This window comes from Caproiciproducens sp. NJN-50, from assembly GCF_004103755.1.
Lineage (GTDB): Bacteria > Bacillota > Clostridia > Oscillospirales > Acutalibacteraceae > Caproicibacter.
In genome coordinates this window covers 1,505,631-1,530,552 of sequence record NZ_CP035283.1, presented here as the reverse complement: position 1 = coordinate 1,530,552, position 24,922 = coordinate 1,505,631, and the positions used below count along the sequence as shown (strand labels likewise).

Here is a 24,922-nt window from a genome sequence, read left to right as displayed (position 1 = left end):
AAAAAAGCTGTTGCAGGGCGATCTGATTGCCGCGCTGCAACAGGCATTGGTTCCCTCAGGAAGCGGTGTCCTTCCTCCCTCTTTTGCTGGGAGACGTGATTTTGAGCGCAACCGGCTTTCGATCCGGATTATAAGTGATTTCCGGTTTTGCCCCATTCTCCACCGCGTCTTGAGTGATGACGACTTTCTCTACCGTATAATCGGACGGAACATGATACATTAAGTCCGTCAGCATGTTCTCCAAAATCGACCGAAGCCCTCTGGCGCCCGTCCGGCGTTCCAGGGTTTTCTTTGCAATCGCTCTGAGTGCTTCCGGCTGAAACTCCAGTTCAACCTTGTCAAGCTGAAACAGCTTTTTGTATTGGTTTACCAGGCTGTTTTTCGGTTCGGTTAAAATACGGACCAAAGCCTCTTCATCAAGGCCGTCCAGCGCTGCAATCACGGGCAGCCTTCCCACCAGTTCGGGAATCAAGCCGAATTTGACCAGATCGTGCGGTATGACATCCTTCATCCAGGAAGTGGAATCCAGTTCCGACTTGCTGCGCACCTGGGCGCCGAATCCGATGGAAGAAAAGGCCGAACGGCGTTCAATGATCTTGTTCAGGCCGTCAAATGCGCCGCCGCAGATGAAAAGGATATTGGTTGTGTCAATTTGCAAGAATTCCTGCTGAGGATGTTTTCTTCCACCCTGAGGGGGAACATTGGAAACGGTTCCTTCCAATATCTTCAGCAGAGCCTGTTGCACGCCCTCGCCGCTGACATCCCTCGTAATGGACGGGTTTTCGGATTTTCTAGCGATTTTATCGATCTCGTCGATATAAATAATCCCGCGCTCCGCCTTCTCAATATCAAAGTCCGCCGCCTGAATCAGGCGCAGAAGGATATTTTCAACGTCTTCCCCGACATACCCGGCTTCCGTCAGGGTTGTCGCGTCGGCGATTGCAAACGGAACGTCTAGTATTTTGGCGAGCGTCTGAGCCAGAAGGGTTTTGCCGACGCCCGTCGGCCCCAGCAGAAGGACGTTGCTTTTCGTCAGTTCAACATCGTCCTTGTCACGGCCGTAATAAATTCTTTTATAGTGATTATAAACAGCAACCGAAAGGGCTATTTTAGCGTCTTCCTGCCCAATGACATACTCGTCGAGCTGCTTTTTGATTTCCTGCGGTTTGGGCAGTTCCGCAGCCGACTCGTTATAGCTTTCCTTTCTTGTGGACAGATTTTTCTCATCGTTCAGGATGGAGGTGCAAAGCTCGATACATTCGTCACAGATGAAAACACCAGGCCCCGCAATCAGGCGGCGCGCCTCACTCTGCGGCTTTCCGCAAAAGGAACAGCAAATTTCCCTTCCCTTATTGTCGTCGTTGTTAGGCATTTTATCACCCTATTTCATCGAGTCTTGATGACCTTGTATCACCTTGTCAATCAATCCATACCGAACCGCTTCCTCCGCAGTCATAAAATTATCGCGTTCGGTATCCTTCATAATGACCTCGAGTGGCTGCCCGGTGCGTTCCGACAGAATTTCATTCAACTTTTTCTTGATGTGCAGCATGTGATCCGCCTGAATTTTAATATCCGTTGCCTGACCCTGCGTGCCGCCGCTCGGCTGATGAATCATGATGTCGCTGTTGGGCAGCGCATAGCGCTTCCCTTTCGCGCCCGCCGTGAGCAGAAACGCTCCCATGCTGGCGGCCATCCCCATACAGATGGTGGATACGTCGCATTTTACATACTGCATGGTGTCGTAGATCGCAAGGCCGGCAGTAACGGACCCCCCCGGACTGTTGATATAAAGGCTGATATCCTTGGCCGGGTCCTGGCCCTCCAAATAAAGCAACTGGGCGACTACCAAGCTGGAGGTCGCATCATTCACTTCGTCCGTCAGCATGACGATCCTGTCGTTCAGCAGACGGGAAAAAATATCGTACGAGCGCTCTCCGCGATTCGTTTGTTCAATTACATAGGGCACTAAACTGCTCATTTCTCAATCCCTCCAGTGGCCGGCAATAATAGAGCATTGGCGGAATCAGATGATTTATTCCGCTCTCCGGCATCTTTTTGCTGCGCCGGCTGTCTCTTTCCGGTTATTCCCTTTCTTCCGCAACCACGGCGCTGTCGCGCACCAGGTCAAAAGCCTTCTCCACTGCGAGATCCTCCGCGAGATCTTCTTTACGGACGAAAGATTTCACCTTGTCGGCATCCATCTTGTAATTTTCAGCCAGTTTGGCGTATTCCTTCTCAATGTCTTCGTCGGAAGGAACAATTTTTTCCAGTTCTACAATCTTTTCAAGCGCAAGACGCAGCTTTACCTGACGCTCCGCCTGCGGACGGAACTGATTGCGGATCGAGTCTTTATTCTGACCGGTGTATTTCATATAGGTGTCGAGATTCAGCCCTTGCGACTGCAGGCGATAACTGAAATCCCGCACGTCGTCGTTGATTCTGTTTTCAAACATCGCTTCAGGAATCTCGGCTTTCAGTCTGGACACAACCGCATCGATCAACTTATTGTCCAGATCGTCCTTTGCCTTTTCTTCTCTTGCTTTTGCAAGCTTTTCACGAATGTCCGCGCGATATGCGTCCAGCGTGTCGAATTCGCTGACATCCTTGACGAAATCATCGTCGACCTTCGGAAGTTCCTTCACTTTAATTTCATGCAGCTTGATTTTGAAAACCGCATCCTTGCCCTCAAGTTCCTTCACGCCGTAATCGTCCGGGAATTTTACATTTACGTCAAACTCTTCGCCTGTTTTATGTCCGATGACCTGGTCTTCAAAACCCGGGATAAACTGACCGGAGCCGAGCTGCAGACTGTAGTTTTCCGCCTTGCCTCCGGAGAACGCCTTGCCGTCGACGGAACCGTCGAAATCAAGGACAACCGTGTCGCCATCCTGAGCCTCCCTGTCTTCCACCGTGATCATTCTGGAATTGCGGTCGCGGATCTTTTCGATTTCAGCATCGACATCGGCATCGGTCACCTCGGCGATCTTTTTGGTGACCGGGATTCCCTTGCAGTCTTCCATTTCCACTTCCGGCTTCGTGGTGATCGTCGCTTTAAACACAAGCCCTTCCTTGCCGGCGGAAACCAGATCAAAGTCGATTTTATCCTCAATCATCTTAAGTTTTGCTTCATGAATCGCTTTGTCGAGCGCATCGGGGTAAACGGAATTGATCGCTTCATCATAAAATACGTTTTCCCCATAATATTTTTCGACGAATTTGCGGGGCGCTTTCCCTTTGCGAAACCCTGGAATCGCTATTTTTTTGCTTTCTTTATGATATGCCGCATCCACGGCTTTTTCGAATTCTTCCGCATCCACAAGAACCTCCAGCTGATAACGGTTCTTTTCCACCTGGGTGGTTGATTTTAAACTCATTTTCTATTTCCTCCTGCAAATCTGCGATTATCGAAGTCATTATATCACATGGAGAGTAAAGTTTCTACCTTTCGCTGAAATGTTTTTAATTTATTCATTTACCAAAACCGGCATAAATCCAAGATAGTCGCAGGAGATCAGATGCATGCGGATTCCCCTGTATTCCCCGACCGGCGCCCGCTTTGCCGCAAGGCTGCCGTGAATATGGCCGAAGTAGCAATCGCTGATTTTATTGTCTTCAAGGATATCAAGAATCTCCCCGCACTCATTTCCGTCGTAGACGGGCGGATAGTGCAGAAATACAATCGGTTTCAGTCCCCGCCGCTTGGCGTCGTCAAGCGAAGCGTTCAGCCGGCCCGCCTCCCGGCTGACAATTTTCTTATCCTGCTGGCTTTCGGCATTGTAAAGCCAGCCCCGCGTGCCGCATACGGCTCTGTCCCCGACCGCAGCCGCGCTGTTGTGGACAATTTCAAAATCTTTGAAACCGTTCGCATCGAAAAACTTCTCTATCTTCTGCCGTGTGGACCACCAGTAATCGTGGTTTCCCTTAAGGATCAGCTTCCGTCCCGGCAGATCGTGGATAAAGCGGAAGTCTTTCACGGAATCCTCCAGTTTCATAGCCCAAGAGATGTCCCCGGCGATCACGACGGTGTCCTCTTCCCGGACCACGGAGCGCCAGTTCTTGCGAAGGCGCTCCGTATAACCCTGCCAGCCTTCAAAAACATCCATCGGTTTGTCGGAGCCGAGGGAAAGATGAAGGTCGGCGATTGCAAACAGTGACATGGCGCACGTCCTCAGACAAATTTTGAATCCGTCAGTTTCAGCACGGTCCCGCTCATCTCTTCCTTTTTACAGGAATAGGAAAAGCGGACCGTCTTCGATTCCAGCGCGGCGATCGGCGCCGGAACCGAGGCCCCGGTCAGTGCGGAGAGGCGCTTGACGGCGGCAAATTCATTTTCGCCCGGAATATCCTCGCCCAGGGCCTTCAGGACTTCCGAAGCGAACTTGTACGGGCTTGCGGTGGAAACGATTACTGTCGGGGTATCGTCGCCCGTTTTGTCCCGATACTCCCGATAAACGCGGGCGGCCACGCTCGTGTGCGGATCGCACAGATAATTTTTGCTTTGAAACAGCGATTTGATTTCTTCACGGGTCTCTCCGTCGCCGCAGAATCCCGCATGGAAAAGTTCCCTGATTTTCGCGAGGGTCTTCTCATCCACACGGTATTCGCCGGTTTCATTCAGCCGGTTCATCCAGCCCGCGACCTGTTCCGCATTCCGGCCCGTCAGATCGTACAGAAGCCGCTCCAGGTTGCTGGAAACCAGAATGTCCATCGAAGGGGAAATCGTAGTATAAAACTTGCGGTTCCGGCTGTAAACACCCGTGGTGAGAAAATCCGTCAGCACATTGTTGGAATTGGAGGCGCAAATCAGTTTTTTGACCGGAAGCCCCATTTTTTTCGCGTAATACGCGGCGAGAATGTCGCCGAAATTTCCTGTAGGGACGGCAAAGTTGACCGGCTCTCCCCGCCTGATCTCCCCGGCGGCGCACAGATCGCAGTAAGCCGAGAAGTAATAAACAATCTGCGGCAGCAGCCTGCCCCAGTTGATGGAGTTGGCGCTGGAAAACATCAGGCCTCTTTCCGCAAGGCGCTCCCGTATCTTCCGATCTCCGAAAATCTGTTTGACCCCGGTCTGCGCGTCGTCGAAGTTCCCCTCCACCGCGCAGACGGCAACATTTTTTCCCTCCTGCGTGAGCATCTGCCGTTCCTGCATCCGGCTGACTCCGTCCTTTGGATAAAAAACAAGGATTTCGGTCTCCGGAACATCCTGAAACCCTTCCAGCGCGGCTTTCCCGGTATCGCCGGAGGTCGCGACAAGGATGAGAGCCTTCCGGCCGGTTCCGATTTTTTTCAGCGACTTTGTCAGCAGATGAGGAAGAATCTGCAAAGCCATATCCTTGAACGCGCAGGTGGGGCCATGCCATAGCTCCAGAAACGAAACGCCGCCGCCCGCCCTGACAACCGGCGCCGGCCCGCCCGGAAAGCGTTCCGAGCGATACGCCTTCGATACGCAGTCCCTGATTTCTTCCTTTGAAAAGTCGGTCAGATATTTGGAGAGGATGCGTTCGGCGCGCCTCTGATAGCTTTCCTTTTGCATTTTCTCAAGTTCTTCGCCGCTCACGGCCGGAAACTGCTCCGGGACAAAAAGGCCGCCGTCCCCACAGAGTCCCTGCGCGATGGCCTGAGCGGAAATCACCGCCCCTGCGCGGCTTCTGGTAGAATGGTAGTTCATTTCGGTTCCCCCTTGCCGGAACGATCGGTCCGGTCATTTCAAATTCTCAATAATAGGACGGGTAACTGAATGCATCTTTGACGTGGCGCAGAGACTGCACTGCTGAACCGGTTCCCGCCGCTACAATCCCGATTACGTCAAATCTCGGCTGAAGCCGGGTGGGATGTTTCTGCAAATACAGCAAAGCGGTCTTGGCAATCTTCTTCTGTTTTCCCGGCGTGACGGCCTCTTCCGGCTCGGCAAGGGAGGACGCCCTCCGCGTCTTGACTTCGGCAAATACAATATATTGGCCGTTTTCCGCGATTATGTCGATTTCCCCGAATCTGCTCCGGTAGTTCCGTTCCAGGATCTGAAAGCCCTGCTTCCGCAGATATTCCGCAGCATATGTTTCCCCAAGAGGCCCCAGCCCGTTATTCATTCCCATATCCCGCCAGAATTTTTTTCAGAAAAGTTCTGCGGTGCACCGGGCAGGGCCCCATTTTTCGGAGCATCTCCCTATGTAGGCTGGTTCCGTATCCCTTGTGCTTGGCGAACCCATAGCCGGGGTAAATTTCATCGATTTGGCACATGACCCGGTCGCGGCTGACCTTGGCAAGGATGGACGCCGCCGCAATGCTGGCGGAAAGGGAATCGCCCTTGACGATCAGGCGAGTTTCCACACCGAGGTCCGGCATCCGGTTTCCGTCCACCAGCGCGCAGTCCGGTCTGAGCTGCAATCTGTCGAATGCCCGCCGCATTGCAAGAAAGGTCGCCTGCAGAATATTGACTTTGTCGATCTCATCCTCCGACGCAAAGCCGATCCCGTAAGCCAGAGCGGTCTGCAAAATGACGCCGTAAAGCTCTTCGCGTCTTTTAGGCGTCAGTTTTTTGGAATCGTTCAGACCCTCGATCCGGATATGAGGCGGAAAAATCACCGCGGCGGCAAACACGGGCCCCGCCAGCGGGCCGCGGCCCGCCTCGTCGATCCCGCAGACCAGCGAAAGACCGTCCCGCCGGGCCGCATTTTCATAGAAATGCCAGTCAACCATTTTATTCATCGGCTTTCTCCAGCGTAATTCTGCCGATTTTTCCGGCTCGGAACTCGTCCAGAAGCATGATGGACGCCCGTTCCGTGTCAACTTCTCCCCCGCCGACGAGCATTCCGCGCTTTCTGCCGATCAGCTCCAGCAGCCGACCGCCGCTCAGGTCGGACATTTCATTTTCCAAACGATATCTTCGGGCCAAAAGCCCCGCATAATCGTCACGCAAAACCTCCAGCAGCCGGCAGGCGAGGGTTTCCGTATCGAGAATTTCATCCTTGATCGCCCCGGTGAACGCCAAGCGTTCTCCAACGGCCGGATCATCAAACTTTGGCCAAAGGATTCCGGGGGTGTCGAGGATCTCCATCTCTTTGCCCACGGGAAACCACTGGCTGCTGCGGGTGACGCCGGGCCTGTCCTCAACGGATGCGCGGCTGTTTCGGGAAAGACGGTTGATCAGCGAGCTCTTTCCCACATTGGGGATTCCGGCGACAAGGATCCGGACTCTGCGCCCCGGCATTCCCTTCGCTTTCCATGCCTCCAGCCGGTCCGCAAGGATTTTCCCGGCCAGCGGAAGAAAACCGTTCAGCCCGCTTCCCGTATGGCAGTCCACGGCGATTGCCTTCAAACCGCGTTCGCCCAAAAAAGCGATCCATCTCTTAGTCGAAGCCGGGTCCGCGAGATCGGCTTTGTTTAAAAGAACCATTCGCGGCTTTCCCTTGGTCAGACGGTCCAGATCCGGGTTTCGGCTGCTCACCGGAATTCTGGCGTCCAGAATCTCCGCTACCGCATCGACCAGCCTGATATCCTTTTCCAACTGCCTTTTGGTTTTGGCCATATGGCCCGGGAACCACTGGATCGGCGGGCTTTGCTGCATGGAACTTCCCCCTTAGTTGATTTTTCCGAAGCGGTCAAACGGATAAACAACCCATTCCGCCTTGCCAAGAATAAAGCGCTGGTCCACCATTCCCACATCGCTGCTGCGGCTGTCATTGGAAACGGGACGGTTGTCGCCCAGAACAAACACGCAGCCTTTCGGCACAGTCAGCGGGAACCGGTAATCGGAAGCCTGTGTGGTGATTCCGTTCTGGATATAACGGGACTCATCCAGCCGTTTTCCGTCGACGATCACAGTGCCCGATTGAAAATCGATATCGACCGCCTGATTTTCCAGCGCGATCACGCGTTTAATAATCGGTTCCGAAAGCCCCTGCGTATGGGTGATCACAACGACATCGCCCTGCCTCGGCTTATAAAACTGACTGAAAAGAAGGACCCTGTCATCGGAATGAAGAGTCGGGAGCATGGATGGGCCGCTGACGCTGACGATTCTCATCGCGAACGAAAACAGGATCACGACAATGATCAGGGAAGTGATCAGCGCCTCCATCCATTCATAGCAATTCGCGGCAAAAGCGGCAATGTCAAACGGCTTTTTCTTTTTTTCAGTTTCCGGTTCCGCTTTTTTCAACGGAAAGTCAGCTCCTTGTCAGGTCAAGTACCGCACTATTCCACAACCGAATGGAACGGATTCAAAAGAAAGATTACCTTTCCGACGACATATCTGCAGTCGATCATTCCTACCTCTTCAAACCGGCTGTCCTCGGAAATCGTCCGATTGTCACCCAGAACGAAAATATGGCCGTCCGGCACTTTCCGGGGAAACGTGACGTCATACTGATCTTTTGTAATTCCGTTTTTGATATACGCCGACTCATCGAGTTCTTTTCCATCCACCGAAACGACTCCGGTTGTGAAATCGATATCGACCGTCTGCCCCCCGGTCGCGATGACTCGCTTGATGATTCGCTCTTTGAGCCCCGTTCCATGTTCATCGATGACAACGACGTCTCCCTGAGAAAGGCCGCCGTTCACGCAGGACACCAGCACCCTGTTCCCGTCGTGAAAATTCGGCTTCATGGAATCCCCGTCCACAACAATATTGACACGGAACAGAAAAACAAAAAAGACCATAATAACGGCCAGGGAAATCATCAAAGCCTCCACCCACTCGTAGCAATTCTCCGCCACACTGTTTCGGACGGCTTCCTCTTTCCGGCCGGCTTCCGGTTCGTCCTTCATACCATTTCCTCCGATCAAAAGAACAAAAAAGGGACACCGAAATGTCCCTTCTCAAGCGCCGTTATCAATTCACTTACTGAATCTTGCCCTTGACCTTCGCCGCTTTGCCTACCCTGCCGCGCAGGTAATACAGTTTTGCACGGCGGACACGGCCGCTGCGGATCACCGTGATTCCCTTTACATTGGGAGAATGCAGCGGAAAGACCCTTTCCACGCCCACGCCGTAGGAAACGCGGCGGACGGTGAATGTCTCCCCAACCCCGGAACCTTTACGGGCGACAACAGTGCCTTCAAAAGCCTGAATTCTCTCCCGTTCGCCTTCGCGGATGTTCACGTCCACCCGCACGGTATCGCCGATCTGAAAGACGGGCAGCTCCGTTTTGGTAGAGTCCTGTGCAATCGTCTTTAATGCATCCATTATATTATCCTCCTAAATTTCAGACATTCATGCCGGAGGCAGAGGACTGTCCGTTTCAAGCCCTGGTATCAGGCGTTGAATCCCATCAGATCGCTCCGACGGATCTCAAATACCGTATTATCATACCACATTCCTCCAGACAGCGCAACATTTTTTCTTTTGCGGGGCTCAAAAATATTTTCCCCGTTTAAAGACCAGCAAACACATCAGGTAGATGCAGACCAGCAAAAGAGTATAATTCCCCGGGGAGTGAAACAGCGTCAAAAATCCCACGGCGGAAAGAGGCGCAAGAAAAAGGAACGAGACGATTCCGACTGCACGGCATGCGGCGGACGGTTCCCAGCGCAGGCACAAAAGCGCGTACAGAGCCTGTCCCCCATCCAACGGCTCGATCGGCAAAATATTAAAAAGGAACAAAGTGAAATTTGCCAACATCATATTTCTGTCCGCCGCACTGCGGAACACATAAAACAAGCCCGCCGCCAGCAAATTGGCCGCGGGCCCGGACAGCGACACGACTGCATCCTTCCAATATCCGCGGTCCGGCCTGGAATTCCGGACAATATCAATCCCAAATATATTGAACCGGATTTCCTCCGGCAGACTTTTGAAAGCGTACATCACCCCAAGATGGCTGCATTCATGAAGGGCCGCCGCTGCCAGGCCCGCGGCGGCCACACCGCTTCTGTCAAACAGAAGCAGCAGGGCCACAAGAGCAAAAAAGAAATAGCTGAAAGTGATCCGGCAGCCGCCAACCGAGAAAGTCATGGCGAAGCAGGCGGCGAGGAAACATTTTCCCCGCCGGAAGGAGCGTTGGCGGCATTGTTCTGCGACGGAACGCCGGACGAAACCGGAGCTGAGGCGCTGTTCTGTGACGGGGCGCCGGATGATTCCGCAGCCGAAGCATTGTTCGGCAACGTGCCTCCGGATGCCGCTCCGTTTTCCCGGACGGAAGAAGGACTTTGCGACGATGCGCCGTCCGGCGCCTGGCTGTTCTCCCCCCTGGAGCTGGAGATCGTGGACCAGAGATCGATCACCACATGTTTGATATTGTCCACCTGTGAGTCCGCGACGATCGAATTATTCAGAGATTCGAAATACCAATTCCTTACATTCTGGTAAACCGCGCCTCCGTTCAGGCGCAGCGCAACGGCCGCCGCCAAAACCGCCGTGCAGGCGACAATCTGGATCGTTGTGAGCAGCCTGGTGCTTCCCTTTCTTTCGGGGATGTCATTTTCATCCGGCGCCTGGTCTTCCAGGTCGGATAATTCCGACTCCGGGTCGTCAACGTCGTTCCACGGATTTCTTCCCTTGGAGCCCGTCACCGTCAGATTTTTGCTTTTCCGCTCTGCCTGCAATTTTTCACTGCGCTTCATTTTCGGATCCTCCCGCAAATCACATTCGAATAATCATATGAAAAAGGGCGCGCAAACAGAACAGGACAGGGCAAAAAGTAGGCGCGGCTTTCAGGTGCGGACAAGCTGTTGTTTTTACAGATTTTTCTTGCACCGCGGCAGTATATTTGATAAAATTACCATTGAGAAAAGAGGGATTTCAGATGAATCTTGCTTTAACGCAAATGGCGCAGAAAAAGATCGAGTCCGCGGTGAAGGCTTTGAACGCCAACCGCTTTGACGCGCGTTTTGTGCCAAACCGGGAAGAGCTTTTAACGCTCCTTGGCGGAATGGTGCCGGAGAATGCCGTTGTAGCGAACGGAGGTTCCGCCACGCTGGAAGAAACCGGTGTGATGGATTTTATCCGAAGCGGAAAATTCCGGTATCTTGATCGCTACCGGAGCGGGATGACTCCCGAAGAGATCCGGGAAATCTTTGTCCGTTCGCTGGACTCCGACTGGTATTTTACCAGCTCCAACGCGATCACAATGGACGGCCAGCTTTTTAATATCGACGGAAATTCCAACCGCGTCGCTGCGATTGCATACGGTCCCAGAAACGTAGTTGTGGTCGCCGGCGCAAACAAGCTGGTCCAGAACCTCGCAGAGGCCGAAAGCCGGGTGAAGAACTGGTCCGTCGCGGCAAACTGTTTCCGTCTTAACGTAAATACCACCGGCTGCGCGTTGACCGGGAAATGCACCGACTGCAAAAGCCCGGACCGGATGTGCTGCAACACCCTGATCAGCAGTTTTCAGCGCATACCGGGCCGAATCAAGGTTTTCCTGCTGCCGGAAACACTGGGGTATTAACCGCTTGTTTCTTCGCAGGCGCGCCCGATTAAGGAGAACGTTGAAGCCCGCAGAATAAAGCGATCCCGGAAACCTGTGAATGCCGGTTCCCGGGATTATTTATCGTTGCAGCGGCGTTTCAGGAGATTTTTCTGAAAAAAGCCGGGCGCGTCAGGTCTCCTAAGCAGATCGGCTGTTTTCCGTTTTCATAATTGTCCCAGAGACTGGCGACGGCAATTTCGCTGTTGTCATAAGTCTTAAAAAAATACTCACATGTTTTCGTGTTCATAAAAGCGATATATTTCGTATAGTCGAAGGTCCCTCTGTCGGTCATTACGGCTCCCTTGGGAACCGTAACGCTTTCCATAATATGAAAGCAGGAAACAACCGTCTCCGTATCGTCAGCAGGCAATTGTATGTGCGTTTTCTGATAGGCCGTTCTCACAAAGCGCTCAGGCGACGTATAACCCCCCGGCAGCAGCGCGGTCCCCCCTGCCTGACCGAACGGCTTCAGAGGTACTTCCCCCCAGGAAACTTCGCTGTTCTGCTCCGGAGAAACCCCCATGTAATTTCTCAGGTTTGTCATCTGCCACTGAAAGCCGGGACTGTTCGCCAATACCCCAATCGGATTTAAAAACAGTTTCAGTCCCTGTTCCGTCGGTTCAATCACGGCGCTTTTCCCGCTCCGGTCGGCCGCGATCCAATGCAGGGGAGCGACCGTTTTGGTCACGGGGTCCGGAACTCCAAACAGAGAAATCTGCCACGGAACTTCTTCCAGTTCATCGACCGACCCATACTTTCCCAAGAGATAATGAAGAAAATCCACAGCCGCAATCGGCTGCTTTTTTTCTCCTTCCGCTTTCAGGTCATACTTTGCACAGCCAGGAAAATATAACGCCGCGGCGGCGAACCCCTCTTCATTGATCCCGTCAAAGAAGCCCATCATGCCTTCGCTCTCCTGACCGGTTCCGATGAAGCTGTAACGATCGCTGAACTGATTCATATTTAAAATATTATGCCACACATAATTTCTGCGCACGATATAAAGCTTCGGCTCGATCGGATAGGGAAAATCCATCGTTCTCCCCAAAAAATTCACTACCTGCCTGGATTGCAATGAGATTGCAGTACACAAACACGATTCATTCCTTTCTGCACAGATTCTTAAAGGGCAATTTTTCGCTGAAGCCCACCGCGGACAATCCGCATACAGCAAAACCTGATCTCTCCATAAGATATGGCGGCAGCGGAAAAATATGTCTTCTTTGGCTGCCGGACGCCTTTTTTTCGGTTTTTATACGCAGCAGAGAATAAGCGCGAGTTTTCATTCATATATGTAGCTTGGAAGAAGGGGGATTTTGCATGGCTCAAACAAGCAGCAAAGTAATATACAGAGGCTATACTGATTCTTCTCCTTATCCGCCCGCCAAAGTTTCGGCCCCAAATAAGCAGTACGCAAATCTTCTGATGGACGATTTTGCAGGCCCCAAAGGCGAATTTACAGCCATGAGCACATATTTTTACCACCATTACACCGCCGCTGAGACAACAGGCGACTACGGTGTAATGACAATGCGCATCGCAATCGCTGAAATGAACCACATGAACATTCTCTCCTCCCTAATCGGCCAGTTGGGCGGGGAACCGGTCTTTCGCGGCGGATTCAACTCAGGCGGAAAATATTGGACGTCTAGGAACGTACTTTATACACAGGATCTTAAGCAGAAACTTCAGAATGCGCTGGAAGGTGAAATAAAAGCAATCGAAAATTATCAGAAGCATATTACCCTGATTGACGATCCGCTCATTAAAAAGGTCCTGGAGAGAATTATTTTGGATGAGGAATTGCATAAAAGCTACATTATCCAGACGATCGCGGCCATGAAAGGCAGCGGCGCTTCCTTGGCATATTGAAATTTGCTGCCGTTTAATCAATCGGCCATGAATCTTCGATAGATTCCAGGCGCCGAACAGGAAAATAGGAATCCCGGAAGCCAGCGTTCATGCGGCCTCCGGGATTTCTTATGTGTCTCATTCGCCCAATACGGGTACAGGACCGGCGGGGACGGAAAAGAAAACCGTTCTGAAAAGCGCGGATTCAGCCTATGAAATTATTTATCCCATACATTGAGCGAGCGTATCGACATAGCTTGCAGCAAATTTTTCCCCGTTGTTTCTCAATTCCCGTATCCCATTGCTTCCGCTCTTCAGCTGCTTATATGGACGATAAGATGTTATCGCATCAAATGCATCCGCTATCATAACGATTTTGGCGTATTCCGAAATTTCATCTCCTGAAATACCATATGGATAACCGCTGCCATCCAGGCGCTCATGATGCTGCAATATAATATTCATGCATTCCTTCGATAAATTCCATTCCTGCGCCATATCATAGCCTAATTCACAGTGCTGCCTGACAATCAACTTTTCCTGTTCATCGAGCTGCCCGGCCTTCTGTAAAATTTTTTTGGGGATCAAAAGTTTTCCGACATCATGCAGCAAGGCCCCCAGGCAGATTTCACTTTGCGTTTTTTGGTCGCAATTCGATTTTATCGCGATAAAGGTTGAAATCAATGCTACGTCAACGGAATGAGTGTACATCCAATCAATATAGTTGCTTAACGCACATACATATATCCACCATGGAAATGATTTTGAACCGAAAATAATATCGCTTACGATGGCACTTGCATCTTTTAATGAGTTCCCGGCCATCTGCGGAAATTTGTCCGATATCTGTTCAACGCTGTCTTTGACTGTAATTTTATCGTTTACTTCATTCTGGTCCTTTCTTGCAATATTGCCATCCCACAATTTTTGACGAACCCGTTTTGTGAGTTTTTGTCCCTTCGCAATCAATAACACTCCATTTTCATTATATATATCTCTCGTTGCTATGACTTCCGGCACGATGCACACTCCTTTCAAAAATAATATAAAAAGCAATCTAATCTTTGAAATGTAACACTTTGATAATTTTGTTACATTTCACTCTTTAAAAAACGGCTTACTATCAAGGTATTTCAGGATTAATTATTTTATTAGAAATATATTATGCTATTTTAAATGTAACATTTTTATTTATATAATTCTAAGAATGAGGAGATAAACATGACAGTAGAACCGATACGAGACAAACAAAAAATAAACAGCATGTTTTTTTATTTAAAAGGAAAAGACCCCAAATATGGGCTTTTATTCAAATTCGGCCTGAATACCGGATTAAGGATCAGCGACATTATTCCGTTGAAATTAAGCGACATTTTGAAAAACGATCATGAATTTCACGACTATTTAGTCGTAAAAGAAAAGAAAACTCAAAAAGAAAAAAAAATAAAGCTGAACGATGCCCTTAAGAAAGAGGTTATCTGCTATTTAAAGAGCAGGGAAAACACAGTCAGCTCTTACCTTTTCTACAGTAATAAGGGCGGGCATATCAGCAGAATTCAGGCATACCGGGTTCTGAAAGAAGCGGCGGATTTTTGTGGAATAGAAAACTTTGGAACCCACAGTCTGCGCAAAACCTGGGGGTATTGGACTTATAAAAAATCAAAATACAATATCGGCTTAATTATGAGCACTTTTAATCACAGTTCCCAGCGAATCACTTTACGCTATATCGGAATAACTCAGGACCAGCAGGATGAACTGTATTTATTGGTTCAATTATAATTATAATGAAATTTCCATATATTCCGCATGGATAATTTGAACCTGTATAAATGATGTACAATAAGGTAGAAAAATGTAACAAAATTATCAAAGTGTTACATACGGCACTATTTCTTTCCTAATTTTTGTTATTATATATTATCGGATTTTCTCATCATACTTATGTTTGCCATTATTCCGCCAATAAAGCTAGCTCATCTTTCCAGAATCAAGGCCGCCGGGAAGCACTCGACGGCCTTGATTTTTTAATGAGCCGGTTCCATCCGGTTATTGCTTTTCTATTGATGGAAATACCAAAAAATAAAACCCGCCACAGCTTGGCGGGTTAGGACTCTTTCAGCGGGGCTATATTCACTCTTTTTATCTATTCAGCTTCCATGCATCATACTGCCGTCTGACTTCGCATATAGTTATCCCATTGCCCTTAGCATAATCCCTCCACAATCTGCTCTGCGTTGAAAATCCCGTTCCGAACGGATCCTGAATCTGACGCAATCGTTTGTCCAGCCGTTTTAGATCGTCTGTTGTCACATTGTTGCCCTCACTTCCGTAATATTCCATATAGTTATTATATTACAAAATTCGACTATTAAGGGTGTAAAAAAGTAGTTTTTTGATAACCTGCGGTGAACATTGAAAAAATAAATACTTGATGATTTTATAAAGGAAACGCGGAACGGACTGGCACACTGATAAATCCGCATCATACTATTTTATTGTGCTCAATCGAATAATCTTCAGATTCATAGAGTCCATAAGGTTTAACCCTCTGAATAAATCAGCCCCGCCATTCTCCGGCGGGGCCTAGTATCTCAGCGAATTGAGTTCAGGCCGCCCACCTCCCAGCGGGCGGCCTGATAAATTTCGCTCTCTATTAGGACTTATTCAGTTTGCCCTTATAATTCATGAAATCATCGCGGGTGCTTTTCAACAGGCTAACTGCGTCGGAACTGTTATAATAAGAAACCGGCTGGTTGTAGGAAGCCTTCAAAGCCTGTGCATAATCCGAATTCTCCGTAATTTGTTTTGCGACGGAATCCATTTTGGAGATAATCGCAGGGTCCGTTCCCTTGGGGAAAGCAATAATATACGGCTTTTCCATCGTAAAATCAATTCCTCCCTCTTTCAAGGTGGGAATATCGCTCAGATTTTCGTTTCTTTCGGAGTTAAACTGTGCGATGACATTCAATTGGCCGGTTTTCTGGTAATCCTTCACTGTTCCGTAAGTAATGGCCGCAAGGCTGATTCGTCCGGCCAGAAGGTTGGAAACCTTATCGGATGCGGAGCCCGTATCAACAATTTTGAAACTGATTCCCGCTTTGTCCTCCAGCATAACACCCTGAAGATTGGAATAGCCGCCCAGTTCGGAACCGTAAAGAAGCTTTCCGGGATTCTCTTTCGCCTTTTTAAGAAGATCGGCAACAGAGGCAATACCGGAAGCCTTGCTTGCAACCAGAACCGTCCCTTTGTCAACCGCGGGGATGCAGGCAATGTCAAAAGAGTCCAAGTTGTAATTGATGAGTCCGGCAACTTCGTTGACAATCATCTGTCCCGTGTGGCCGAACAGCACCGTGTACCCGTCTTTGGCGGCGTCTTTCACAGTCGAAGTCGCGATGCTTCCGCCGCCGCCGCTCTGATTCGTAATAACCATGGTCTGACCGGTAATTTCCTTAAAATATGTCGCAAAGGTACGCGCATTGAAATCCGTATCTCCGCCGGCGCCGGCCGGAACTATGACCTGCACTGTTTTCTTCGGCCAGTCCGTTGTTGAAGCGGATGCCGCCTGAGAAGCTGCGTCCGTCTTACTGCCTGTTGAAGAAGCGGCATTGGAAGAAGACGTATTGCCGGAGCACGCCGTCATGCTCCCGGCTGCCAGCAGCAACGCCACCGCAACAGAACCCCACTTTTTTACATTCATAAGCTGAATTCCTCCCTAAACTGTATTTAGATTTTTTATCGTCAAACTGATCTTTTAAGACCAGAAACGATTTTGGAACCAATTTATCCTCGGATCAGCGCCGGAAATCATCCGGCGTTTTCGGCGGTTTTCTTTTTCCGCATTCCCTTCAGTGCATTCCAGCCCAGGTAAATGATTGTACACCCGAGAAATACGGCGCTGATCGGCTGCGTAAAGAACCCGGAAAAGCTGTTGCCGGAAAGCATCAGCGCCCGCAGGAAGTTTGTTTCCGTCATGGAACCGAGAATGAAACCAATTACCATAGGAGCCTGCGGAACATGGAACCGGGTAAACACATATCCGATTACGCCAAACGCCAGCAGAGCCCAAACGTCAAACATGCGCCCGGATAAGGCGAAGGCGCCGACCACGCAAAAGACAAAAACAATCGGCAACAGAATATATTTGGGAACCTGAAGCATTTTCGCGAAAACGCGCAAGCCAAAGAATTCGATCAGCAGCATCAGGATATCGGCAATGCAAAGGGCCGCAAAAATGTCATAAACCAGCTGGCCCTGCGAGCTGAACAGCAACGGCCCGGGAGCAATTCCGTGCACCATGAACGCGCCTAAAAGGATTGCCGTCACGCCGTCGCCCGGGATTCCCAGAGTGAGCAGCGGGATCATGGCGCCGCCGATCGACGCATTGTTGGACGTTTCCGACGCGACGACTCCGTCCATGATTCCGGTGCCGAATTTTTCCGGATGTTTGGAATGATTCTTGATCGCGGAATAGGCAACCAAGTTGGAAGTCGAGGCCCCAATGCCGGGCAGGATTCCGATGCCGGTGCCGATCAGCGAAGCCATCAGGGCGTTCCCAAGCTGCGCCTTAAACTCTTTGAGGGTAAACCCGAACCCCTTGATATGTTTGTAATCGATTTGCGCGACCGGCGAATCCCCGCCGTTTTTTGCGGTCTCCGCCGTTTTGATGATCTCAGAAACCGCAAACAGGCCAATCAGTACGGACAGCACGTCGAATCCGCTGCTCAGCTCGACGCTGCCGAATGTAAAGCGCTGCACCGCGTTGACCGGCGCGATGCCGATGGTGGCAAAGGCCAGGCCCAGCGTTCCGGAAAAGATACCCTTGACCATAGAACCGGAAGACAGAGTGGCAATCAGGCACAAAGCAAAAATAGAAAGCGAGAAGTATTCATGAGGGCCGAACGCCAAAGCGCCCTTTGCGATCTGAGGAGCAAGGAAAATCAAAACGACAATGCTGAACATCGTCCCAAGAAAGGAAAAAACGACGCCGGTCCCCAAGGCCTTGATCCCCTCGCCGTGCTCCAGCATGGGATGCCCGTCAAAGCATGTCGCGACGGAAGAGGGAGTGCCCGGTATTTTGAGAAGAATGGCGGAAATAAGTCCGCCGGACACAGAGCCGATATAGAGCGACAGCAGAAGCCCCATTCCTATGGCCGGGTCCATGCTGTAGGTCATCGGCAAAAACAGCGCGATCGCCATAACGGACGACAATCCCGGGATCGCCCCGAAAATGATGCCGATGACTGTTCCCACGATCATCAGCGCAAAGCAGTACGGCTGAAGGACATTCGCCAAGCCATTGATAAACAACTCCATTTTGTAGTCTCCTTAAATCATTGTAAAGATGCCCTGCGGCAGCATCACGTTCAGCTCCGTATACCGGAATACCAGATAAATCGCCACGCTGGAAACCGCCGCAATCACCACATACTTTACATAACCGATTTTCTTGCCGGCCGGCGTCATAACGATAAACTGTAAGAAGAGGTATAAGGTGGTCGACAGAACAAATCCGATATACTGCATCAGAGCAATATAGGCAACGATCAGCGCAACGGTGTAGAAGACCGTTTTGCCGTCTTTTTCACCGCCGCTCTCGCTCGCCTCACGGCCTTTGTTTTTAAAATAAGCGCCAAATTGAAAAGCGGTGAGCAGGAACATGATCAGATCAATAATCAGAGGAAAAAATCTGCCGTTGAACATTCCCCCGGTAATCGGTATCTGAAGAGTAAGGATCAGGTATCCTGCGGCAATCGCCAGCATAATCAGGCCGAAAACCAGATCGTTATACTTTTTCATAAAAAGACTGTTTTTAGAGTTCAATTGTCATCCTCCCATTTCATTCAGCGGCACGGCAGCACTTTAATATCCTGCCGGATCGAAAATCCGAATTTTTGTTTCCTCAGCTTCTTTCCGGCGCGGGCAGTTGGAAACGACGATCGGCGGATCTTCCACTATCCCTTCCCCGGACCCTGCGGGATGTCATCCGGTTCCAGCAGCCCGACGTTTTTGTCGACTTTGCCCACGCCAAGTTTTTTGATCCTGCGCCAGAGCGTGGTCTTGCTGATACCCAGCTCCCGTGCGATCCGTTCGCGATCCCCGCCATACTTCGCAATCAGCCGCGCCAGCAGAGCGGCCTCCGGGCTGTCCAGCTCCTGCTTTGCGGGAACCGGGAAGTTCAACACCACCGGATAAGCCTCCATCAGCAGATGACGGACATAGTCCCCATTCACGCTCCTGTGGGGCGACATCAGCAGCAGACGTTCACAAAAGGCCCTTAGCTGCGGCAGATTTCCAGGCCAGTCATATTCCATCAGCTCGTGTTTCGCATCCTTGGTCAGGCTGAGGTATCGGCTGTAACGATGCTCAAGCTCGTTGATGGTCCGGTCGATCAGCGGATCCAGGTCCTCCTTTCTTTCCTGCAGCGGCGGCACCTTCAGGCTGAAAACATCGATTGCGTAAAAAAGGCTGGCGGAAAAGGCGCCCTGTTCCATGCGCAGGCCAAGGTCGCAGCCGGTCATTGCGATGATGCGGACGTTAAGTCTCTGCGGGCTGTAGGCGCCGCAGGGGATGGACGTCCCCGTCTGAAGGTAATGCAGCAGCCGGCGCTGCGCGTCCATGCTGAGATGCTCCACATCTTCCAGCAGCAGCGTCCCATCGTTGGCGGATTCGAACATGCCGTGGGAAGCCTCGTCCTGTCCGCCGCGGCCAAACAGCGCCAAACTGCACTGCCCGGGTTCCACGCACCCGCAGTGAAACGTCACAAACGAATGATCGCGGCGGCGGCTCTCATTGTGCACAGCCTGGGCAAGCTGCATTTTTTCCGTCCCCTCCGGCCCGGTGATCAGCAGCGGGGCGTCGGATTTCGCGCAGATCTTCGCCGCACTGAGGACTTGCTTCATCGCTGTGGAATGGACGTATTCAAATGCGGAAAAGTGAAAGGCCGCCACAAAACCCTGCCGGTAGATGGCCTGCCGGATATTGGACTCCATGCGCGAAAGCGCGACGCTTTCCTGCAGCGAAAGGATCACGCCGCCCACCTGTTCCCCCACCAGAATCGGGGCGAAATTCACCAGAAACGTTCTTTCATGCAGCTGCATGACACGGGCGAAAATATCTTTGCCTTTCTGCAGCACCTCGTTAAAGATCTCCATGTCCAGTTCCGGGATCAGGCGGTCCACCATGCGCCCGGCCGCGATTCCAGGCCGGAGGTCAAGCATGCTTTCCGCCACGTGGTTCATACTGACAACCCGGCCTGCGGGATCCAGCCATATAATACCGTTAAAAGAATAATCCAGCAAAGCACGCATCTGCGCCGTGTTTTCCCTCTCCCGGTCGCTGGTGAGGGCAACCAGCTCGGCCTGCCGCAGCGCATTGGCGATGCTTTCCCGCCCGGAGTTGACAAACATACTCGGCACCCCATGCTTCTGCGCGTACTGGCATGCAATGTCACCACCGAGGATCACGTCGCTGCCATCCTGAAGCGCCTGACGCGCCGCCTCTTCAATATAATTTGAATCTTCAACAAAATACTGTCTGAGCTGCACGTGAAAGAGCCGGTCAAACTCCTGCATATCGGAATACATGTTGCTCTGCCCTACCACCGCGATGGACGGGTTTTCCATCTGAACCATTTTTTTCGCCGCATCCACCATGACGCCCATTTCCTGGCCGGTCAGCAGCAGCTCCACCAGCGGGATTTCCACCATCTGCTTGATCAGGCGCGCCTGTTGTCCCCGGGCAATGATAACGTCCACATGCTCACTTTTGGCTTCCTCTGCTACGCTCTGCACTTCCCGGCCGTCGACCACCCGAAACAAAATGGGCTGACAATGCTGGAGCCTTTCCTGCGACGCCACTTTCATGGCCAGGTCCTGAATATCCATATGCGGCGACACAAACATTACCTTCGCCATTGGCATCCATCCTTTTCGTTTAGGCGGCAAGCAAGCTTAGCGTACCAAAGCAGGCCTTTTGTGATCGTATCTCCAGTTTGGAATCAAAAATTGCATTGCCGCCGCATCGTTCCGGTCATGACTGGGCAGCCGGTTATAAAACTCGTTTGCCTTCATGACCTTTTCCATATCCAATGTTACTCCCAGACCAGGTTTGGAGGGAAGGGACAAATAGCCGTCCTGAATCACCGGGGTATCCTTCAAAAGGTTTTGCCCGTCCTGCCACACCCAGTGCGTATCCAGGGGAGTAGGATCGCCCGGGGCCGCACAGCCCACCTGCGCAAATGCCGCCAGCGTAATGTCGAAATGATTGTTGGAGTGTACTCCCCACGTCAATCCCCAGCTTTTGAGAAGCTGCGCCATTCGGATCGTGCCGTCAAAGCCCCAGAAATGAGGATCGGCCAGAATGATGTCGCAGGCGTTCAGGCTGACGGTATGATAGAATTGCCGCCAGTCCGTGGCGATCATGTTGGTGGCCACCTGGAACTGCGTTGCGTTCTTGAATTCCCTCATGATCTCACGGCCGGAAAATCCGGATTCAGGACCGCAGGGATCCTCCATATAAGTAATCACGCCGTGCATATCCTTGGAAAGCTCAATCGCCTCTTCAAGGCTCCAGGCGCCGTTCGGGTCGATGTTCACCCTGGCCTCCGGGAACAGCTTCTTTACCCTGCGCAGCGCCTCCATTTCCTCGGCGCCTTTCAGCACGCCGCCCTTCAGCTTGAAATTCCGGAACCCGTATTTTTCATGCAGGCACTGGGCCTCCTCCGCGACCCGGTCTGGGGTGAGGATTTCCTCTCTGCGCATACGGAACCACGGATCGGGGCTGTCTGATTCATCCAAATAACGAATGTCACCGGCTTTGTACTTGGATTTATCAGAAACATAAAACATGTAACCCAGCATTTCGACTTTTTTTCTCTGCACTCCTTCGCCCAAAAGCTCCGCCATCGGAACGCCCAAAAATTGGCCCATCAAATCAAGCATCGCGCATTCGATTGCCCATTCGCTTTTCACGACAAATTTCAGTTTTGAGATGTCGAGCGTCTGAATGCCTTCTCCCTCAAGATCTTTGCCGGAACTCGCCATTTTATGAATGGTCTGCAAAACGCGGCGATACTGCCCGATTTCACGCCCAATCACCAGAGGCTTTACTGCATTCAGAGAATCGCAGGTGTAATCGCCCCCGTGGATTTCTCCGATGCCCTGATGGCCGGAGGAATCCTCCAGGACCACAAGGTTGCGCGTAAAATAGGGCGCATGTGCGCCAGAAAGCGTCATCAGCATGCTGTCATATCCGGCGACGGGAATAACTTTCATATCCGTAATGATGGGTGAATTAGTCATATTTTAGCATTTCTCCTCTAGCTGTTATTCTTTTCACCAGCACTATTTTAAAATAGCATTATTTTCATCGGCTTTCCATTCGCAATTACATGAATTTCTTCCATGATTTTTGAAGGATGTGGGAAAAAAGCATTTCTGCGATTTCAAGTTTCATTTTTTTATTTCAACATTTCATATTCTGCCGTTTTGAGCGGCGATTCCATTTATTTTTTTATATGAGCCAAATGACAGCCGGTTCACGGGTTGCCCAAAGCCGGCTGGCAGGATTCCGGACTGTGAATAGACCTCTAGGTAAACAGTGATGCTCCTGTCTGCCTAGAGGTCATTTCCTTGTCGATGTTTTGGGATAAGATAACGGCCGTGTCAAGCCGGTATAAACGGATAATCGTCTGCCAGCAAAAAAGGAATGCAGCTGCATTTGCCGCATTCCTCTTAAGCATTGTGCCCGCAGGCGGCGCCATCTTTTGCCGCGGTATTTCCCCTCTCCGTATCATGGGCTTACGGGCAGTTAGGCGGTATTTACGCCTAAAAGCCGAATAAATCGATCGTGCCAGAAAGCGTTTTATTTATCTATGGGCTGTTTTTTTCGCGGCAGTCGGTTGCTCTCGCCCCATTCGCACATCATATTCAAGACGGGGATCAGGGACTCTCCGCGTTTTGAAAGAGTATATTCTACCTTTGGAGGTATCTGGGGATACTCTGTGCGGACGATTAACTGATCGGTTTCCATTTCTTTCAACGTATTGCTGAGCGTTTTATAGGTAATTGTACCAATACAGCGCTTCAGTTCGTTAAACCTCAGCACCGGCTTATACTCTGAAAGCCAATACATGATAATCATTTTATATTTACCGCCGATAATCGACAGAGTATAGCCGAAACCGGTATCTTCCATCGCCACACCTGTCGGGCTGCAATTTTCAATCGCCATATTACGCTCTCCCTCAGTATAGTATATATCTTGAATGTAAGTACTTGACTAATAATATATATACGCTATCCTTGTCTTAGTGTCAATTAAAAGGGGGATTGATTATGACGGAAAAAGAAAAAATGCTTTCAGGCAGACTGTATATTGCACAGGACGAAGAACTGGCACGGATGAATCAAAATGCAAAACGTCTGATTCGCCTGTTCAATCAAACGAATGAGGAAGAGTCTGGCAAGCGTATCGTTTACTTGAAAGAATTATTTGGTTTAACAGGTGAAAATATCTGGATTGAGCCGACTTTCCATTGCGACTATGGCTGTCATATTTTTGTGGGAGAAAACTTCTACGCCAATTACGACTGCCTCATTATTGATGTGTGCACTGTGACCATCGGCGATCATGTTCTCTTTGGTCCTCGTGTCTGCGTTTATACGGCCGCACACCCTATTGACGCAGAAGTACGGGCAACCGGCTTGGAATACGGAAAACCCGTGGCCATCGGTAACGACGTATGGGTCGGCGGAAACACTGTCATCAATCCCGGTACTACCATAGGCAATAATGTGGTGATCGGTTCCGGTTCTGTGGTTACAAAGGATATCCCAAGCGGTGTTATTGCAGCCGGAAATCCCTGCAAAGTGCTGCGGCCCATCACAGACGAGGATTCCAAATACTGGAACACAAAGCGAAAAGAATATAAGAAAGGATCAAAATGAGTAAGAAAATCTTGGTACTTACAGGCAGTCCCAGAAAAGAGGGCAACAGCGACCTGATGGCAGATGCATTTATCAAAGGAGCGCAGGCCGCCGGAAATACAGTTAAAAAGTATGAAACCGGCTTAAAGAAAATAAATGGCTGTAAAGCCTGCAACAGATGTTACTCCAAAGGGGCAGCCTGCGTGTTCGGAGACGATTTCAATACGTTGGCTCCGCTTATGGAGCAAAGCGATATGCTTGTCCTTGCAACACCTATGTATTGGTTTACTTTTCCGGCGCAGCTGAAAGCGGCTCTGGATAAAATGTATGCGCTGCTTATCGGCGGCAGACAGAGCAATATTAAAGAAAGCATTTTACTCGCTTGCGCCGAGACTCCAGAAAAAGCTGATTTTGATGGTTTGGTCAGGACCTATGAATTGATCACGTCTTATCAGAAATGGACTGACCTCGCCCATCTGCTGATCCCAGCCGTTGTAGAGAAAGGAGATATTCTACATACAGATGCCCTGAAAAGGGCAGAAGAACTGGGATTGTCATTAAAATAAAAACATTGTCTTATTCCAGACAGATTATTGACAAAATACTGCTCAGACAAATTTTTTTCAGGAAATGGTTGTTTAAATCAAAACTACGCGGCGGATACGTGGTGTGCACAAGCCCTGAAAGGACATAAGACTGGCACGCGTCTCAAGACACATCGAAAACTGT

At 50.5% G+C, this 24,922-nt stretch carries 26 protein-coding genes; 5 read left to right on the top strand and 21 right to left on the bottom strand.

Features of this window, described 5'->3' with window-relative positions; translation table 11 throughout:
• Positions 1 to 55: 55 nt before the first annotated feature.
• The 13 genes from clpX to EQM14_RS07285 all read right to left on the bottom strand — a co-directional run bounded on the left by clpX (position 56) and on the right by EQM14_RS07285 (position 10,566).
• Positions 56 to 1,372, bottom strand: coding sequence for an ATP-dependent Clp protease ATP-binding subunit ClpX (clpX, locus tag EQM14_RS07345; protein WP_128742340.1), 1,317 nt, complete (start codon positions 1,370 to 1,372; stop codon positions 56 to 58).
• Positions 1,373 to 1,381: 9 nt separating this feature from the next.
• Positions 1,382 to 1,981 carry an ATP-dependent Clp endopeptidase proteolytic subunit ClpP gene (gene clpP, locus EQM14_RS07340; RefSeq protein WP_128742339.1) on the bottom strand — a complete coding sequence of 200 codons (600 nt, stop codon included), beginning with the start codon at positions 1,979 to 1,981 and terminating at the stop codon, positions 1,382 to 1,384.
• 103 nt (positions 1,982 to 2,084) lie between these two features.
• Complete coding sequence (gene tig, locus EQM14_RS07335; protein WP_128742338.1) at positions 2,085 to 3,377, bottom strand: trigger factor; 1,293 nt, start codon at positions 3,375 to 3,377, stop codon at positions 2,085 to 2,087.
• A 90-nt stretch (positions 3,378 to 3,467) separates the two neighbouring features.
• Positions 3,468 to 4,160 carry a metallophosphoesterase gene (locus EQM14_RS07330; RefSeq protein WP_128742337.1) on the bottom strand — a complete coding sequence of 231 codons (693 nt, stop codon included), beginning with the start codon at positions 4,158 to 4,160 and terminating at the stop codon, positions 3,468 to 3,470.
• Between the two features lie 11 nt (positions 4,161 to 4,171).
• Entirely contained in the window at positions 4,172 to 5,671 is a 1,500-nt protein-coding gene (gene thrC / locus EQM14_RS07325; protein WP_128742336.1) for a threonine synthase, read from the bottom strand.
• Between the two features lie 46 nt (positions 5,672 to 5,717).
• Complete coding sequence (locus EQM14_RS07320; RefSeq protein ID WP_128742335.1) at positions 5,718 to 6,089, bottom strand: YraN family protein; 372 nt, start codon at positions 6,087 to 6,089, stop codon at positions 5,718 to 5,720.
• Entirely contained in the window at positions 6,082 to 6,708 is a 627-nt protein-coding gene (locus EQM14_RS07315) for a ribonuclease HII (protein WP_128742334.1), read from the bottom strand. The genes EQM14_RS07320 and EQM14_RS07315 overlap by 8 nt, the downstream gene beginning before the upstream one ends.
• Complete coding sequence (gene ylqF, locus EQM14_RS07310) at positions 6,701 to 7,567, bottom strand: ribosome biogenesis GTPase YlqF (protein WP_128742333.1); 867 nt, start codon at positions 7,565 to 7,567, stop codon at positions 6,701 to 6,703. The genes EQM14_RS07315 and ylqF overlap by 8 nt, the downstream gene beginning before the upstream one ends.
• 12 nt (positions 7,568 to 7,579) lie before the next feature.
• Positions 7,580 to 8,161 (bottom strand): signal peptidase I, encoded by a 582-nt coding sequence (lepB, locus tag EQM14_RS07305; RefSeq protein WP_243112702.1) that lies wholly within the window; start codon positions 8,159 to 8,161, stop codon positions 7,580 to 7,582.
• A 35-nt stretch (positions 8,162 to 8,196) separates the two neighbouring features.
• Entirely contained in the window at positions 8,197 to 8,772 is a 576-nt protein-coding gene (gene lepB / locus EQM14_RS07300; RefSeq protein WP_128742332.1) for a signal peptidase I, read from the bottom strand.
• Positions 8,773 to 8,845: 73 nt separating this feature from the next.
• Positions 8,846 to 9,190 (bottom strand): 50S ribosomal protein L19, encoded by a 345-nt coding sequence (gene rplS, locus EQM14_RS07295; RefSeq protein WP_128742331.1) that lies wholly within the window; start codon positions 9,188 to 9,190, stop codon positions 8,846 to 8,848.
• A 168-nt stretch (positions 9,191 to 9,358) separates the two neighbouring features.
• Entirely contained in the window at positions 9,359 to 9,958 is a 600-nt protein-coding gene (locus tag EQM14_RS07290; RefSeq protein WP_128742330.1) for a peptidase M50, read from the bottom strand.
• Entirely contained in the window at positions 9,955 to 10,566 is a 612-nt protein-coding gene (locus EQM14_RS07285) for a hypothetical protein (protein ID WP_128742329.1), read from the bottom strand. Before EQM14_RS07285 ends, EQM14_RS07290 begins: the two co-directional genes overlap by 4 nt.
• A gap of 182 nt (positions 10,567 to 10,748) precedes the next feature.
• Here EQM14_RS07285 and EQM14_RS07280 point away from each other — a divergent pair, with 182 nt between their 5' ends.
• Positions 10,749 to 11,393: a lactate utilization protein gene (locus EQM14_RS07280; protein WP_128742328.1), complete on the top strand. Its 645-nt coding sequence runs from the start codon at positions 10,749 to 10,751 to the stop codon at positions 11,391 to 11,393.
• A 118-nt stretch (positions 11,394 to 11,511) separates the two neighbouring features.
• Here EQM14_RS07280 and EQM14_RS07275 read toward each other — a convergent pair whose 3' ends face one another.
• Positions 11,512 to 12,507: a linear amide C-N hydrolase gene (locus EQM14_RS07275; protein ID WP_128742327.1), complete on the bottom strand. Its 996-nt coding sequence runs from the start codon at positions 12,505 to 12,507 to the stop codon at positions 11,512 to 11,514.
• A gap of 227 nt (positions 12,508 to 12,734) precedes the next feature.
• Between EQM14_RS07275 and EQM14_RS07270 the strand changes: the two genes are divergently transcribed.
• Positions 12,735 to 13,286, top strand: coding sequence for a ferritin-like domain-containing protein (locus tag EQM14_RS07270; RefSeq protein ID WP_128742326.1), 552 nt, complete (start codon positions 12,735 to 12,737; stop codon positions 13,284 to 13,286).
• Positions 13,287 to 13,487: 201 nt separating this feature from the next.
• Here EQM14_RS07270 and EQM14_RS07265 read toward each other — a convergent pair whose 3' ends face one another.
• Positions 13,488 to 14,285: an HD-GYP domain-containing protein gene (locus EQM14_RS07265; protein WP_243112700.1), complete on the bottom strand. Its 798-nt coding sequence runs from the start codon at positions 14,283 to 14,285 to the stop codon at positions 13,488 to 13,490.
• A gap of 201 nt (positions 14,286 to 14,486) precedes the next feature.
• Here EQM14_RS07265 and EQM14_RS07260 point away from each other — a divergent pair, with 201 nt between their 5' ends.
• Positions 14,487 to 15,047: a tyrosine-type recombinase/integrase gene (locus tag EQM14_RS07260; protein WP_128742325.1), complete on the top strand. Its 561-nt coding sequence runs from the start codon at positions 14,487 to 14,489 to the stop codon at positions 15,045 to 15,047.
• A gap of 874 nt (positions 15,048 to 15,921) precedes the next feature.
• On the opposite strand, the gene EQM14_RS07255 is transcribed toward EQM14_RS07260, so the two are convergent.
• The 6 genes from EQM14_RS07255 to EQM14_RS07230 form a co-directional block, all read right to left on the bottom strand.
• Positions 15,922 to 16,965 (bottom strand): tripartite tricarboxylate transporter substrate binding protein, encoded by a 1,044-nt coding sequence (locus EQM14_RS07255; protein ID WP_205703214.1) that lies wholly within the window; start codon positions 16,963 to 16,965, stop codon positions 15,922 to 15,924.
• Positions 16,966 to 17,072: 107 nt separating this feature from the next.
• On the bottom strand, positions 17,073 to 18,581 hold the full coding sequence (locus tag EQM14_RS07250; protein WP_128742324.1) for a tripartite tricarboxylate transporter permease: 1,509 nt from the start codon (positions 18,579 to 18,581) through the stop codon (positions 17,073 to 17,075).
• Between the two features lie 12 nt (positions 18,582 to 18,593).
• A complete protein-coding gene (locus tag EQM14_RS07245) occupies positions 18,594 to 19,088 on the bottom strand; it encodes a tripartite tricarboxylate transporter TctB family protein (RefSeq protein WP_128742323.1) in 495 nt (164 codons plus the stop codon).
• A 131-nt stretch (positions 19,089 to 19,219) separates the two neighbouring features.
• Entirely contained in the window at positions 19,220 to 21,181 is a 1,962-nt protein-coding gene (locus tag EQM14_RS07240) for a sigma 54-interacting transcriptional regulator (RefSeq protein ID WP_164919001.1), read from the bottom strand.
• Positions 21,182 to 21,217: 36 nt separating this feature from the next.
• Positions 21,218 to 22,567, bottom strand: coding sequence for an enolase C-terminal domain-like protein (locus tag EQM14_RS07235; RefSeq protein ID WP_128742321.1), 1,350 nt, complete (start codon positions 22,565 to 22,567; stop codon positions 21,218 to 21,220).
• A 562-nt stretch (positions 22,568 to 23,129) separates the two neighbouring features.
• Positions 23,130 to 23,498: a winged helix-turn-helix transcriptional regulator gene (locus EQM14_RS07230; RefSeq protein WP_128742320.1), complete on the bottom strand. Its 369-nt coding sequence runs from the start codon at positions 23,496 to 23,498 to the stop codon at positions 23,130 to 23,132.
• A 104-nt stretch (positions 23,499 to 23,602) separates the two neighbouring features.
• Between EQM14_RS07230 and EQM14_RS07225 the strand changes: the two genes are divergently transcribed.
• Entirely contained in the window at positions 23,603 to 24,214 is a 612-nt protein-coding gene (locus EQM14_RS07225) for a sugar O-acetyltransferase (RefSeq protein ID WP_128742319.1), read from the top strand.
• Entirely contained in the window at positions 24,211 to 24,759 is a 549-nt protein-coding gene (locus tag EQM14_RS07220) for a flavodoxin family protein (RefSeq protein WP_128742318.1), read from the top strand. Before EQM14_RS07225 ends, EQM14_RS07220 begins: the two co-directional genes overlap by 4 nt.
• Positions 24,760 to 24,922: the final 163 nt, after the last annotated feature.

Bases quoted from the DNA above. Each gene is read 5' to 3' on its own strand.
- clpX (WP_128742340.1), bottom strand. From the start codon at position 1,372: ATGCCTAACAACGACGACAATAAGGGAAGGGAAATTTGCTGTTCCTTT.
- clpP (WP_128742339.1), bottom strand. From the start codon at position 1,981: ATGAGCAGTTTAGTGCCCTATGTAATTGAACAAACGAATCGCGGAGAG.
- tig (WP_128742338.1), bottom strand. From the start codon at position 3,377: ATGAGTTTAAAATCAACCACCCAGGTGGAAAAGAACCGTTATCAGCTG.
- EQM14_RS07330 (WP_128742337.1), bottom strand. From the start codon at position 4,160: ATGTCACTGTTTGCAATCGCCGACCTTCATCTTTCCCTCGGCTCCGAC.
- thrC (WP_128742336.1), bottom strand. From the start codon at position 5,671: ATGAACTACCATTCTACCAGAAGCCGCGCAGGGGCGGTGATTTCCGCT.
- EQM14_RS07320 (WP_128742335.1), bottom strand. From the start codon at position 6,089: ATGAATAACGGGCTGGGGCCTCTTGGGGAAACATATGCTGCGGAATAT.
- EQM14_RS07315 (WP_128742334.1), bottom strand. From the start codon at position 6,708: ATGAATAAAATGGTTGACTGGCATTTCTATGAAAATGCGGCCCGGCGG.
- ylqF (WP_128742333.1), bottom strand. From the start codon at position 7,567: ATGCAGCAAAGCCCGCCGATCCAGTGGTTCCCGGGCCATATGGCCAAA.
- lepB (WP_128742332.1), bottom strand. From the start codon at position 8,772: ATGAAGGACGAACCGGAAGCCGGCCGGAAAGAGGAAGCCGTCCGAAAC.
- rplS (WP_128742331.1), bottom strand. From the start codon at position 9,190: ATGGATGCATTAAAGACGATTGCACAGGACTCTACCAAAACGGAGCTG.
- EQM14_RS07290 (WP_128742330.1), bottom strand. From the start codon at position 9,958: ATGACTTTCTCGGTTGGCGGCTGCCGGATCACTTTCAGCTATTTCTTT.
- EQM14_RS07285 (WP_128742329.1), bottom strand. From the start codon at position 10,566: ATGAAGCGCAGTGAAAAATTGCAGGCAGAGCGGAAAAGCAAAAATCTG.
- EQM14_RS07280 (WP_128742328.1), top strand. From the start codon at position 10,749: ATGAATCTTGCTTTAACGCAAATGGCGCAGAAAAAGATCGAGTCCGCG.
- EQM14_RS07270 (WP_128742326.1), top strand. From the start codon at position 12,735: ATGGCTCAAACAAGCAGCAAAGTAATATACAGAGGCTATACTGATTCT.
- EQM14_RS07260 (WP_128742325.1), top strand. From the start codon at position 14,487: ATGACAGTAGAACCGATACGAGACAAACAAAAAATAAACAGCATGTTT.
- EQM14_RS07255 (WP_205703214.1), bottom strand. From the start codon at position 16,965: ATGAATGTAAAAAAGTGGGGTTCTGTTGCGGTGGCGTTGCTGCTGGCA.
- EQM14_RS07250 (WP_128742324.1), bottom strand. From the start codon at position 18,581: ATGGAGTTGTTTATCAATGGCTTGGCGAATGTCCTTCAGCCGTACTGC.
- EQM14_RS07240 (WP_164919001.1), bottom strand. From the start codon at position 21,181: ATGGCGAAGGTAATGTTTGTGTCGCCGCATATGGATATTCAGGACCTG.
- EQM14_RS07235 (WP_128742321.1), bottom strand. From the start codon at position 22,567: ATGACTAATTCACCCATCATTACGGATATGAAAGTTATTCCCGTCGCC.
- EQM14_RS07230 (WP_128742320.1), bottom strand. From the start codon at position 23,498: ATGGCGATTGAAAATTGCAGCCCGACAGGTGTGGCGATGGAAGATACC.
- EQM14_RS07225 (WP_128742319.1), top strand. From the start codon at position 23,603: ATGACGGAAAAAGAAAAAATGCTTTCAGGCAGACTGTATATTGCACAG.
- EQM14_RS07220 (WP_128742318.1), top strand. From the start codon at position 24,211: ATGAGTAAGAAAATCTTGGTACTTACAGGCAGTCCCAGAAAAGAGGGC.